Below are 12,640 nucleotides of genomic sequence, written 5' to 3' on the forward strand. Positions count from 1 at the left end.
TGCACCCGCGGACGGACGGCCGTCACCAGCTCCTCGGCCAGGCGCAGCCCCAGCTCGCGGGCGTTCCGGGAAGCCTGGCGGAAGCTGTCCCGCAGGGCCGCGGGGATGGACATTCCCGGCACCTCGTTGTGCAGGAACTCGGCGTGGCGCAGCCCGTGCAGGGGGAGGATCCCCACCAGCAGCGGCACCGGCAGCGTGCCCACGCGGTCCAGCACCCGGTCCAGCGTGGCCGGCTCGAAGATGGGCATGGTGCAGAGGAAGTCCACGCCGGCGCGCAGCTTGGCCTCCAGGGCGCGCAGCTCGCGATCCAGGTCCCGCGCCCCCATGTTCAGAGCGGCCCCCACCAGGAAGGTTGTGGCCTGTCCCAGCTCTCCGCCGGCCAGGTCACGCCCCTGGTTGAACTGCTTGACCACCCGGATCAGCCCCGAGGGCTTCACCTCGGAGACGGCGGAGGCGCTGGGATAGTCCCCCAGTTGGGGCAGGTCACCGCGCAGTACCAGGATGTTGCGGATGCCCAAAGCGTGCAGGGCCAGCAGGTCGGACTGCATGCGCAGCAGGGTGCGGTCGCGGGTAGTGAAGTGCAAGATTGTTTCCATCCGCGCCTCGGCCTGGATGCGCAGGCACATGGCCCACGGGCTCATGCGCAATCGGGCCATGGGGTTGTCCGGGACGTTGATGGCATCGGCACCGGCCTGGCGCAGTAGGCGGCAGGCCTCCAGCTCCGGTCCTTCCTGCGTGCCGCGGGGCGGCGCCACCTCCACGCTGAGGACGAGGCGGCGGCCCAGTCGCGCGGCCAGAGGAGACGGCGCCGGTCGGGGCGGGGGCGGGGCCGCAGGGACGGTGACCCGCGGGCGCAGGCGCGGCGGCGGGGGCGGCGAGACGGCGCGCAGGACCTCCCGCATGGCCCTGATGTGCTCGGGGGTCGTCCCGCAGCACCCGCCTACCACACTCACGCCCAGCTCCACCATCTGCCGGGTGTAGTCGGCCATATACTGCGGGGTGGAGAAATAGAGGATTCTCCCGTCCACGTACGCGGGGAAACCGGCGTTGGGCATTGCCGACAGCGGCGTGCGGCTTATCAGGACCATCTGCTCCATGACCTCGAGCACGCCCCTGGAGCCGACGCTGCAGTTGGCCCCGATCACCGCCGCCCCCAGCGCCTCCAGCCGGGCGACGATCTCCGCGGGGGTGTGCCCGAGCAGCGTCCGCCCCTCGTGGGTGAAAGTCATCTGTGCGATCACCGGGAGGCCGGTGGCCTCCCGCGCTGCGGCCACCCCCTCGGCCAGCTCCTGCAGGTCACTGAAGGTCTCGAAGATGAGGACGTCCACTCCGCCCTCCTCCAGGGCCCTGGCCTGCTCGGCAAAGGCCTGACGCGCCTCGGCAGGCTTCACCCCACCCAGGGGAGCCAGCGGACGGCCGATGGGACCGATGGAACCGGCGATCCAGACCCACCGTCCTGCGGACTCTCGGGCCTGGCGGGCCAGCTCCGCCCCGGCGAGGTTGATCTCCCGCGCGCGCTCCGCCAGCCCGTGGGAGCCCAGCTTGAAGCGGTTCGCCCCGAAGGTGTTAGTCTCGATGAGCTCCGCGCCGGCAGCCAGGTACTCCTCGTGGATGGCCCGCACCAGCTCGGGCCGTTCCACGTTCAGCGCGTCGAAGCACCGGTCGAAGGGGACGCCGCGGGCGTAGAGCATGGTGCCCATGGCGCCGTCCGCCAGCAGGGGCCCGCGCTCCAGGCGCGCCTGGAAGCTCTCTGGTGCCTGACCGGACATCCTACGCCCCCAGTGCCGACTCGACCCTCACGTGCTACTCCCCTAAGACCGACTTGGCGATGATGATTCGCTGGATCTCCGAGGTTCCCTCGCCGATCTCGGTGAGCTTGACGTCGCGGTAGATGCGCTCCACCGGGTAGTCCTTAATGAAGCCGTACCCCCCGTGGATCTGCACCGCCCGGGCCGCCGCGCGGGCCGCGGCCTCGGAGGCGTAGAGCTTGGCCATGGAGGCCTCCCGGCGAAAGGGGCGTCCCTGGTCCGCCAGCACCGCGGCCCGGGCCACCAGCAGCCAGGCGGCGTCCAGCTCCGCCGCCATGTCCGCCAGCATAAAGGCGATGGCCTGGTGCTCCACGATGGGCCGGCCGAACGCCCGCCGCTGCTGCCCGTACTCCACGCTGGCCTGCAGCGCCGCCCGCCCCAGCCCCACGGCCATGGCGCCGATGCCGATGCGACCCCGCTCCAAGGTGCGCATCGCCTGGTGGTAGCCCTGGCCGGGGCGGCCGATCAGGTTCTCCGCAGGGACCTCGCACTCGTCGAAGACCACCTCGGCGGTGTCGCTGCTGCGCACGCCCAGCTTGTCTTCCTTCTTGCCCACGCGCAGTCCGGGGGTCTCCCGCTCCACGATGAAGGCGGAAATCCCCTCCCGCCCCCGCTGCGGGTCGGTCACCGCCATCACCACGTAGATCCCCCCCACGGAACCCTGGGTGATAAAGACCTTGGTCCCGCTCAGGTACCAGCAGTCCCCGCGGCGGACGGCGCGCGTCTGAATGGCGGCGGCGTCGCTGCCGGCGCCGGGTTCGGTGAGGCACCACGCCCCCAGGGCCTCTCCCGAGGCCAGCAGGGGCAGGTAGCGTTGCTTCTGCGCCTCGTCGGCGAAGTACACGATGTGCCCCGTGCACAGGGAGTTGTGCGAGGCCACCGCCAGGGCGATCCCCCCGTCTCCCCAGGCCAGCGCTTCGATGGCCAGAGCGGTGCTCAGCATGTCCAGGCCCGCCCCGCCGTAGTCGGCGGGCACGGTCATGCCCCACAGGCCCAGCGCGGCCAGCTTGGGCACCAGCTCCAGGGGGAATCTGCCTTCCCGATCCCACTCCCGCGCGTGCGGCCGGATCTCGCGCGCGGCGAAGTCGCGCACCGTCTGGTGGAGCAGGCGCTGCTCGTCCGTGAGCTGGAAGTCCACGAGGTCTAGCCCTTCACCACGCCAATGGGCCGGGCGCGCACCACGCGGCGGCTGATCCCGGCATGGTGGCAGACATCCACCACGTCGGCCACGTCCTTGTAGGCCGGCGAGGCCTCCTCCGCCAGCAGGGAGCGGTCCTGCGCCCGCACGATGATCCCCCGCTGCCGCAGCTGGTCGGCCACGTCCACGCCACGCAAGGCGCGCACCGCCGCCCTGCGCCCCAGCACACGCCCCGCGCCGTGACAGGTGGACCCAAAGGTGAGGCGCATGGCCTCTTCGGTGCCGGTGGCCACGAAGGAGTAGCGGCCCATGTCCCCGGGGATGAGCACGGGCTGCCCGATGGCGCGATAGCGGGCGGGGATCTCGGGGTGGCCGGGAGGATAGGCGCGGGTGGCCCCCTTGCGGTGCACGCAGAGGCGGAGGCGGCGTCCCTCTACCTCGTACTCCTCCACCTTGGCGATGTTGTGGGCGACGTCGTAGACCAGGTCCATGCCCAGCTCGCGCTCGCTGCGCCCGAAGACCCGCTCGAATGCCTCCCGTGTCCAGTGGGTGATCAACTGGCGGTTGGCCCAGGCGAAGTTGGCCGCGGCGCACATGGCCCCAAAGTAGTCCTGCCCCTCCGGCGAACGGAAGGGGACACAGGCCAGCTGCCGGTCCACCAGCTGGATGTGGTACTTCTGCGCGTTGGCCCGCTCGGCCACGCGCAGGTAGTCGGTGCAGACCTGGTGGCCCAGCCCGCGGGAGCCGCAGTGGATGAAGACCACCACCTGCCCGGAGAAGAGCCCCAGCGCCTCAGCCGCCGCCGGGTCGTAGACCTGGTCCACCACCTGGACCTCCAGGAAGTGGTTGCCCGAGCCAAGCGTCCCCACCTGCGCCTTGCCACGGGACTTGGCCTGGGGGCTCACTTTGTCCGGGTCCGCCTGAGGCAGGGCGCCCCCGGCCTCGCAGGTCTCCAGGTCCTCCCGCCGGCCGTAGCCCTGGGCCACCGCCCAGCGGGCCCCGTCCTTGAGGGCGCCGTCCAGGCGGGCGGCTTCCAGCTTGAGGCGGCCGGTGGCGCCCACCCCGGAGGGGACGGCGCGGAAGAGGACGTTGACCAGCTCCTCCAGGTGGGGACGGACGTCCTCCTCGCGCAGGTTGGTGCGGATGAGGCGGACGCCGCAGTTGATATCGTAGCCGACCCCGCCCGGTGAAACGACGCCCTCATCCAGGTCAAACGCCGCTACACCGCCGACCGGAAACCCATACCCCCAGTGAATGTCGGGCATGGCCAGTGAGTAGCCCACGATGCCGGGCAGAGTGGCCGCATTGGCCACCTGCTCCAGCGCCTGCTCCTCGGCGATCTGGCGCAGCATCCGCTCGTCGGCGAAGACCAGGCCGGGCACGCGCATCCCGGACTTGTAAGTGCGGGGGATCTCCCAGCGGTAGTCGTCGATCTTGCGCAGGATACGGGTCCAGGGGGTGCGGCCGGCCCGCTCCGCGGTCTCCTCAATCTCCTGCCGCGCGTCCTCCATCATGGCTCCCTTCACCCTGCCGATGAAAAAGCCCCTCATGCTCCCATGAGGGGCCCGGTGATCGCGGCGTGCGGCACAACCTAGAAGGGCATCGCCTCGACCGCCTTGATCTCCGGGACGTACTCCTTGAGGATCCGCTCTACTCCCGCCTGCAGCGTCATCATGGAGTACATGCAGCCCACGCAGGCGCCCACCAGCCGCAGCTGCACGATGCCGTCCACGATGTCCACCAGCTCCAGGTCGCCGCCGTCGCCCTGGACGGCGGGGCGTATCATGTCCAGCACCTCCTCCACCCGGGCACGCAGCGCCTGGTCGGCGTCGGTGGTAGCCTCGCCGCCGCTGATTAGTGACATGCCGTCAGCCATGGGAGCCTCCTATGTCCGCCCGCCGGAGGTCTGCCCTCCGCCACTGGCCTGTGCCTGCTCGCAGGGGTCGGCCTCCCCCGGGTCTTCGGCGGTGGTGAAAGAGTGACCGCAGCCGCAGGTGGAGATGGCATTGGGGTTGCGCAGGGTGAAACCTTCCCCCATCACCGACCGCGTGTAGTCGATCTGCGCGCCGCGCAGCAGACGCACGGCCAGCCCGTCCAGCAGCAGACGCACACCGTGCTGGTCGACGACCTGGTCCCCCGGCTGCACCTCCGTGTCCAGGGTCATGCCGTAAGTGTAGCCGGAGCACCCGCCCCGACTGACGAAGAGGCGCAGGTGCGTCCCGTCCGGTTCCTGGGCCAGGAGCTCCTTCACCTTGGCGGCAGCGGCAGCGCTGATGCTGACCACAGGATTCTGAGTGATGGCCATGGTGGCTTCATTCTAGCCGCGGCGGTTTCGGCCTGTCAAATTGGCCGACACTCCTCCGGCGCTTTGAAGGCCCTGGTGATCAAAGTAGCAGAAACCCCTACGAAGTGCCAGGTTCCCGAGGGCGCTCGAAGACGAAGATCTTCTCCCTGGGGATTACCATCCTCACCTTCCCCCGAGCTAGCGGCGTGCGGTGATCGGCCATGAGTACTTCGTCTCCCACTCGAACGTACGCCCGGTATCCAGCGCCCAGGAACAACACGTCCACCACCTCGCCGTCGGCCCAGGCCGTTCCAGCCGGTGGCGGAGTAGCCCGCTCGGGGACGGTGTCCAGTGGCACCAAATCGATGTCCTCGGCCCTCACCATCAGCGTCCCACGGTGGGATGGTCGGATGAGACCATCTGAGTCTACCGTCGCGGCCAGTACGTTGGTGGCGCCCAGGAACTCGGCCACGAAGGGGTCGGCAGGGTGGGCGTAGACCTCCTCGGGCCGTCCGGCCTGCGCCACGCGGCCGCTATCCATCACCACCACCAGGTCGGCGATGCTCATCGCTTCCTCCTGATCGTGAGTCACGTAAATGGTGGTGATCCCGGTACGCCTCTGCAGCGCCCGGATCTCGACGCGTACCCTGTGCCGGATCTTGGCGTCAAGGTTGGAGAGCGGCTCGTCCAGCAGCAGCACCTGAGGGCGGACCGCCACGGCGCGGGCCAGGGCCACGCGTTGCTGTTGCCCTCCAGAGAGTTCACGCGGCCTGCGGTGCTCGATGCCGGAAATGCGGTCCAGCTCCACCAGCTCCAGGGCCTCCCGTACGCGTCGAGGGATGTCGGGGGCTGGCACCTTCCGCAGCCGCAACCCGAAGGCCAGGTTCTCGAAGACAGTCATGTGCGGCCACAGAGCGTAGTTCTGAAAGACCATGGCACAGTCGCGGACCTGGGGGGGCAGCAGGGTGACATCTCGCTCGCCCATCCACACCCGACCGCTGTCGGGAGCCACAAAGCCGGCCAGGCTGCGCAATAGCGTGGTCTTGCCGCACCCTGAGGGCCCCACGATGACCGTAAGAGCGCCCGAGGGGAACGCCTGCGTCACCCCGTCCAGGGCGGTGACGAACCCATAGCGCTTGGTCAGACCCTCGACCCGGACCTCCATGGCGCCACTTCAGACATTTCCCTTACAGCCGGCCGAAGAAAGCCAAGTATTCGGCGCGCAGGAAGCGCTCCATGAGGAGCAGCAGGATGAGGCCCGGGGCCATCAGAACCAGCGCGGTCACCGACGCGATCTGCATCTCGTAGCCCAGGCTGGCCGTGTACATGTACACCGGCAGCGTAGTGACGTAAGGTGCGCCCACCAGCAGGGTACCCGTGAACTCGTCCAGGGAGTAGATGAAGACCAGTATCCCGCTGGCGACGATGCCTGGAGTAGCCAAGGGAAGCGCGATGTGGAAGAAAGTTCGCGTGAGCGAGGCGCCCAGGTTGATGGCAGCTTCCTCCAGGTCCTCCCCGATGGCCCGGAACACCGCGGTCATGGTCCACACCGCATAGACCAATCCGCCCACGAGGTGGATTAGCACCACGCCGGGGACGGTGCCGGCCAGGTTCCACCGATAGAAGAGCACTGCTGCGCTGGCGAACACGGGGAGCTGCGGAAAGGCCTGCGGGAGCAGAAACAGCATCAGCACCAGCGGCCCCAGAGGCAGTCGCCTGCGAGCGGCCGCATAGCTTACCGGTACGGCGGTAATCAGCGCCAGGACAGTGGTGATGACGGCGATGGTGACCCCCCGGGTCAGCGCTCCGAAGAGGTCGCCGCGGGTTATCCGCGCCCAATACTTGAGCCCGACCTCCTGGGGTATCAGGGCAGGCCAGTGCCAGCGCTCCGCGACCGACCAGACTACCAGGCCGGCCAGGGGGCCCACTATCACCCCGAAGAGCGCTGCCGCCAGGGCCGCGCGTCCGGCCACCCCCAGCAGGCTCAGCCTGTGCGATTTGGCCGGAGCGAGAACGGCAACGGTATGTGCGTTCACCTCAACGCCCCCTGCCGTGGCTGAGGTGCAACGGAAAGCCTCATCTAGATACCGCCCGCAGGTAGTAGTAGGCCGCCCCAGAGGCCAGCAGGTACGACACGACGCCGATAGCGCTGGCTACCCCGAAATCGCCATGCTGCCCGAATCTGTAGTAGAGGTCGATCATCAGCATCTGAGGGCCTGAACCGCGGCTCATCATTAGCGGGATAGAGAACGAAGCCAGCATCGAGGTCAAAGCCAGCACGGCGGCTAGTGCGATGGAAGGCGCTGCCATGGGCACCAGCACCGCCCAGATCTGCCTTAGTGTGCTGGCGCCGAATCCCCGCGCTGCCTCCAGGTACGATTCGTCCACGGCGCGGAAAGCGCCCATCAGGAGCAGAACGATCAACGCTAAGTGCTTCCATGCCAGCGCGACAGCCAGGCCCAGCCAGCCGTGGCCGAACCCGAGGCTGGCGTCCGCCGAAACCAGCCCCATCGCGTGCAGTACCGTGAGCAGTGTGCCGCGCGGGGCCAGGAAGATACGCATGGCGTGGCCCACCACCACGAACGGCACGAACAGAGGTACCTTGAGCAGGAACTCTATAGCCCCGGCGTGGTGTAGCCTCAGGTAGCCTGCCAGCGGAATCCCCGCCCCGAAGGTTAGGGTCAGGCCTGCGGTGGCCACCAACACTGTATAGGCTACATCCTGCCCGTAGAGTCGGTAGACTAGCGCATAGTTGGCCAGGGTCAGGTGGCCTTCCCTCACCAACGAAGCCGTAAGCGATTGCAGGAGCGGCACCCCGAAGCCCACCAGGATGACCGCGGTGGCAGGCACGGCGGCCATCCACCAGAGGAGCTGCTCCACCGGACGGACGCGCGGCACAGTTTACCGCGGCACCGCCCGGCCGAGCGTGACTGTCAAATCGGGCCGTACCGGGCGGATCCTGCTCAACTACCGCACGATCTCCTCATAGGCAAGAAGAATCGCATCGTAGTACTCGCCTATTGGCATCTGCTGCGAATATCGCGCCAGGTCCTCGGGAGTAACGCCCTTGAACAGCAGGCCCTTAGCTGTAGGAGAGACCAGAGGCATCACCCGGTTGGGGTCGATGCCGGGATACCACCCGAACTGCTCCACGATAACCTTGGCCTGGATCTGCGGGTTGGCCACGAAGTCGATGTACTTGGCCGCCCAATCCCGGTTAGCCGCCTCCCGGGGCACCGTAAGGTAGAGAGGGTAGATGGGCAGACCCGGGGCGATCAACACAGGGGTGATCTCCGGGTTCATGCGACCCTCGTTCTTCCAGGCCACCAACTGGTCCACCCAAACGGCACCCATCCAGATCTCGCCTCGGTTCAGCGCATCCAGTGTGCCGGCGTTCCCCGAGGTGATCACGACGTTCCGGTTAAAGTCACGGAGCTGCTCGATAGCGCTACGAATGATACCGTCGTTTGCCTTGTCGAAGGGTCCCTGCGTGAAGAGTTCGTACCGGCCGGTCTTGTAGTACACCCAGGCCATCACGAACCCGATACCCGACACGCCGCCCTTGATTCCGTTGTAGCCGAAGCGCCTGGGGTTGGCCCGGACCCACGACTCCAGTTCCGCGAACGACCTGGGCGGTCTAGACACGAACTGCGGATTGTAGGCGATGGCGATCTGATTCTTGAACATGGGGACCACAAAGCCCTTGACATCGACGCCAAACGCGCGCACAGTGTCAGGCCCGATCACGTACTGGGCGAACTGCATTTGCGGAACGTACCGGTACAGGAGGTTCTCCTTCACCATCTGCGAGGCGTAACGCATCGAGACCAGTGCCACGTCTATGTCCCAGTTTCGCCGACCTGCGTCAGCCTGTGCCTTCAGCTTGGTGTAGATGGCCCTGCTGGCCGCCTCTCCCGTCCCCGTGCCCACCGCGTGCACCGTCACGTTCGGGTGATTCTTGTTGAAAGCCACCCCCAGGAAGTTGCGGTGCACCTCGACGACGTTGACGTCAGCCGCGATGGCTACCTGAAGGGTCACGCGCGCCTGGCCGTAGACAGCCGGACCGGCAGCCATCAGGGTCGCCAGAGCCGCCACCAGCCCGACGACCCCTTTTGCCAGCCTCGTGCCAGTAGTGCTTCTCATCACCCGTCCCTCCTCCCACTATGGGGTTGTTCTCCGAGCGCTGCCCCGCCTACGCTATACCGCCGCACCTCGGCAACCGCCCAGGCCCACTGTACGGCGTCCTGCGGCGTGGCAGCGCGCCGGATAGGATCCTCCTCCAACCCGGGCCCGCGCACCTCCCAGGTTCGGAACCCGACAACGGGCACGCCCATGCTGAGCGCGTATGCGATCTCCGACAGGGTGCCGTATGCACCGCCTACGGCGATCAGCGCCTCCGCCGTGCGGGCGATTATGACGTTGCGCCCCTCGCCCATCCCTGTGGCGATGGGAATGGTTACAAAGACGTTTCCGCTCTCCGCGGTCGGGCCAGGCAGGATCCCCACCACAGTCCCGCTCTCCATGGCGGCACCGCGGGACGCGGCTTCCATCACGCCCTCCATGCCACCGCAGATCAGAATGCCCCCACGCTGGGCGATCCGGCGGCCTACCTCCTCGGCCCCAGCCAGCATCTCTGAAGAGGCGTTGCGCTCGCCTATCACTCCTATGCGCAGCGGAGTCCTCACGGCGCCCTTCGAAGCGATACCAGGCTACTCGCGGTAGACCTCATAGCAGTAGTCGACGGGGACGTCCCCCTCTACAAAGGACGTCCCTTCTACGATCAGCACCGGTGCGCGCGGCGTGATACCCAACAGCCTAGCTTCGGAAGGAGATGGGGTCCCTGGACGGTACGTGCGATCACACCGGGTGAACCGAAGCCCGTACCGACGCGAGATGATGAGGTAGAGGGAGTCGGACTCCAGGTCGAGACGGTCCAGGCGGTTCAGATCCGGACAACGGCACATGGGGATGTGGGAGACGTTGTACGCGATGGGCTCACCGTATACCAGACGCACGCGGCGGATCTGCAGCACCCGGTCGCTCCGGCGTAGTCTCAAGGCGTGCCGGATATGTTCGGCAGGCCTCACGCTACGCACGCCCAGGAGCCGGTTCTCCACCTCAAACCCCCGCGAACGCATCTCCTCGGTGAATGAGAGGACCGTCCAGAAACGCCTCAGTGCCCTGGGGCGGGTGACGAACGTGCCCCGCCCGTGGTCTCGCCGTACGAACCCTTCCTTCACCAGCTCCGCGATCGCCTGTCGAACCGTCATCTTGCTGACGCCGAACCGCGCCACCAGCTCCTGCTCGGATGGTAGCCTGCTGCCTTCGGCGAGCCCGTCCCGCTGGATCCAGCGCACCAGGCCCGCCTTCACCTGCAGGTACTTCGGGACGCGAGAACTGTGATCGACGGGGGTGGCAAACGACTCACCTAGACGTCTAGATATCATAGCTACCATCACATTGTCGCACCCGGACCCGATTGTCAAGGGCAGGAGGAACGGGCGGGGCTTTGAAATTAGGGCTGGCGCCGGCCTCCCTTACCAAAAGATGGCGATCTGGGCGAACTCACGTGGACATCTAGCCCGATGAAGCGCAACGGCAACCCTCCCCGAACTGGGAGCCCGGCAGGCAACACGACACCAATGGATTCGCATTCGCAGCGCATCCGGGCCGGCCGCACGGGCGGCCAACTACGAACACGAGCTCGAAGGTCCGTTGCCTAGCCGGTGCGCATGCCTTCCATGATGCCTTGTCTAATCGACTTGATCCATCCCCATATGGTGCACGCGAGGACACGCTCGAAAAGGCAGGCAGTGACGTAGATCAGCGCAGCCGAGGATCGAGGAGATCGCGCAGGCCATCGCCCAGCAGGTTGAAGCCGAGCACCACCAGCATGATCGCAGCACCGGGGAAGACAGCGTTCCATGGCGCGATCTCCATGAACTGGCGGCCTTCGCTGAGCATGTTGCCCCAGGACGGTGTGGGCGGCTGGGTGCCGAGGCCCAGGAAGCTCAGCGCCGACTCCGACAGGATCGCCAGGGAGAGGCTTAGCGACACCTGCACGATGATCGCCGGCATAACGTTCGGCAACAGATGTCGGGCAAGAACACGGCCCGCGCCAGCGCCCAGTGCCTGTGCGGCCTCGACAAACTCCAGGTTTTTGACGGTCAGTGTCGCCGCGCGTGCCACCCGGGCGAACTGTGGAGTGTAGACGACGCCGATGGCCAGGATCAGGTTCCGCATGGACGTGCCCGCTACCGCCATGATGGCGATAGCCAGAAGGATCGCCGGGAAGGCAAACAGGATGTCCATCAGCCGCATGGCCAGGCCATCGACCCACCGCCCCAGATAGCCGCTCAGCAGCCCGACCGTCGTACCTAAAGCCAGCGCTACCGCGACGGAAAGCACCGCCACCAGCAGCGACACCCGTGCCCCGATGATGATGCGACTGAGGATGTCCCGGCCGAACTGATCGGTCCCCAATACGTGAGCGCGGGAGGGACCCTGGAGTATCGCCTGGGTGCGCATTGCCATGGGATCATAGGGAACCAGCACTGGCGCCGCTACCGCCGTCACCACCGCGGCGGCGACAATTATCAGACCGACGGGGGTGACTCGGTTGCGCAAAAGGCGTCTCGCCCACTGCCACGCTGGCAGGCGAGTTCGTGCACCAGTCTCAGCCATAGCGGATGCGCGGGTCGATCCAGGCGTACAGGATGTCCACCAGCAGGTTGGTCAGCACGAAGAGCAGGGCGATGACCAGCACCACGCCTTGCACCAGGGGATAGTCGCGCTGAAAGATGGCATTGAGGGCCAGCCTTCCCATCCCCGGCAGACCGAAGATCTCCTCGATCACCACGGTACCGCCCAGGAGGTACCCCACCTGGAAACCGGCCACTGTGATGACGGGGATGAGCGCATTGGGCAGCGCATGGTGGGCCACGACCAGTGCCTCCCGCAGTCCCTTACTGCGGGCCGTGCGCACGTACTCCTGCCCCAGGACCTCTAGCAGGGACGAGCGCATGTAGCGCATCAGCACCGCGGCGATGGCAACACCCAGCGAGATTCCGGGGAGAAACATGATCTCCAGGTTATGCAGCGGATCGGCGGTGAACGGGACGTACTCACCGATCGGTACCCGCAGGTAGCGGGAGAAGATCAAGACCAGCATCGTGCCCAGCCAGAAGTTGGGAATGGATAGACCCAGCAGGCCACCCAGGCGTGCGAGCACGTCCAGCCCAGAGTTCCGCAGCAGCGCCGAGAGGGCGCCGACCGGCAAAGCGATCAACGCAGCGATCGCGAGGGCTATGACGGTCAGTTCAAAACTCACCGGCAGGCGAGCCAGAATATCGGGGAGGACGGGGCGCGCTGTGCGCAGTGAGACGCCGAAGTCACCCCGCACCACGCGGG

The 12,640-nt window shown here is 67.0% G+C and carries 13 protein-coding genes; all 13 read right to left on the reverse strand.

The window, feature by feature from the left end:
* Positions 1-1,769 (reverse strand): bifunctional homocysteine S-methyltransferase/methylenetetrahydrofolate reductase (locus QN152_12810; protein MDR7540386.1); only part of this gene is annotated, 1,769 nt, incomplete at its 3' end.
* Positions 1,770-1,803: 34 nt separating this feature from the next.
* Positions 1,804-2,946, reverse strand: coding sequence for an acyl-CoA dehydrogenase family protein (locus QN152_12815; GenBank protein MDR7540387.1), 1,143 nt, complete (start codon positions 2,944-2,946; stop codon positions 1,804-1,806).
* 5 nt (positions 2,947-2,951) lie between these two features.
* Complete coding sequence (locus QN152_12820; protein ID MDR7540388.1) at positions 2,952-4,460, reverse strand: RtcB family protein; 1,509 nt, start codon at positions 4,458-4,460, stop codon at positions 2,952-2,954.
* Between the two features lie 77 nt (positions 4,461-4,537).
* Positions 4,538-4,762 carry a NifU family protein gene (locus QN152_12825; protein ID MDR7540389.1) on the reverse strand — a complete coding sequence of 75 codons (225 nt, stop codon included), beginning with the start codon at positions 4,760-4,762 and terminating at the stop codon, positions 4,538-4,540.
* A 69-nt stretch (positions 4,763-4,831) separates the two neighbouring features.
* Complete coding sequence (locus QN152_12830) at positions 4,832-5,251, reverse strand: iron-sulfur cluster assembly accessory protein (protein MDR7540390.1); 420 nt, start codon at positions 5,249-5,251, stop codon at positions 4,832-4,834.
* 97 nt (positions 5,252-5,348) lie between these two features.
* Positions 5,349-6,395 (reverse strand): ABC transporter ATP-binding protein, encoded by a 1,047-nt coding sequence (locus tag QN152_12835; GenBank protein MDR7540391.1) that lies wholly within the window; start codon positions 6,393-6,395, stop codon positions 5,349-5,351.
* A 22-nt stretch (positions 6,396-6,417) separates the two neighbouring features.
* Positions 6,418-7,266: an ABC transporter permease subunit gene (locus tag QN152_12840; GenBank protein MDR7540392.1), complete on the reverse strand. Its 849-nt coding sequence runs from the start codon at positions 7,264-7,266 to the stop codon at positions 6,418-6,420.
* A gap of 40 nt (positions 7,267-7,306) precedes the next feature.
* On the reverse strand, positions 7,307-8,128 hold the full coding sequence (locus QN152_12845) for a sugar ABC transporter permease (protein MDR7540393.1): 822 nt from the start codon (positions 8,126-8,128) through the stop codon (positions 7,307-7,309).
* Between the two features lie 69 nt (positions 8,129-8,197).
* Positions 8,198-9,373 (reverse strand): extracellular solute-binding protein, encoded by a 1,176-nt coding sequence (locus tag QN152_12850; protein MDR7540394.1) that lies wholly within the window; start codon positions 9,371-9,373, stop codon positions 8,198-8,200.
* Entirely contained in the window at positions 9,373-9,915 is a 543-nt protein-coding gene (locus QN152_12855) for a TIGR00725 family protein (protein MDR7540395.1), read from the reverse strand. Before QN152_12855 ends, QN152_12850 begins: the two co-directional genes overlap by 1 nt.
* A 24-nt stretch (positions 9,916-9,939) precedes the next feature.
* A complete protein-coding gene (locus QN152_12860; GenBank protein ID MDR7540396.1) occupies positions 9,940-10,677 on the reverse strand; it encodes a GntR family transcriptional regulator in 738 nt (245 codons plus the stop codon).
* Positions 10,678-11,053: 376 nt separating this feature from the next.
* Positions 11,054-11,914 (reverse strand): ABC transporter permease, encoded by an 861-nt coding sequence (locus QN152_12865; protein MDR7540397.1) that lies wholly within the window; start codon positions 11,912-11,914, stop codon positions 11,054-11,056.
* Positions 11,907-12,640, reverse strand: a 734-nt coding sequence (locus QN152_12870; protein MDR7540398.1) for an ABC transporter permease, incomplete at its 5' end; no start/stop codon positions are given. The genes QN152_12870 and QN152_12865, both read right to left, overlap by 8 nt.

It is taken from the genome of Armatimonadota bacterium (assembly GCA_031459715.1).
In the GTDB taxonomy this organism is placed as follows: domain Bacteria; phylum Sysuimicrobiota; class Sysuimicrobiia; order Sysuimicrobiales; family Humicultoraceae; genus Humicultor; species Humicultor tengchongensis.

Excerpts from the sequence above, each read along its gene's own strand:
- QN152_12830 (MDR7540390.1), bottom strand. The coding sequence starts at position 5,251 with ATGGCCATCACTCAGAATCCTGTGGTCAGCATCAGCGCTGCCGCTGCC.
- QN152_12860 (MDR7540396.1), bottom strand. The coding sequence starts at position 10,677 with ATGATATCTAGACGTCTAGGTGAGTCGTTTGCCACCCCCGTCGATCAC.
- QN152_12865 (MDR7540397.1), bottom strand. The coding sequence starts at position 11,914 with ATGGCTGAGACTGGTGCACGAACTCGCCTGCCAGCGTGGCAGTGGGCG.
- QN152_12835 (MDR7540391.1), bottom strand. The coding sequence starts at position 6,395 with ATGGAGGTCCGGGTCGAGGGTCTGACCAAGCGCTATGGGTTCGTCACC.
- QN152_12850 (MDR7540394.1), bottom strand. The coding sequence starts at position 9,373 with ATGAGAAGCACTACTGGCACGAGGCTGGCAAAAGGGGTCGTCGGGCTG.
- QN152_12820 (MDR7540388.1), bottom strand. The coding sequence starts at position 4,460 with ATGATGGAGGACGCGCGGCAGGAGATTGAGGAGACCGCGGAGCGGGCC.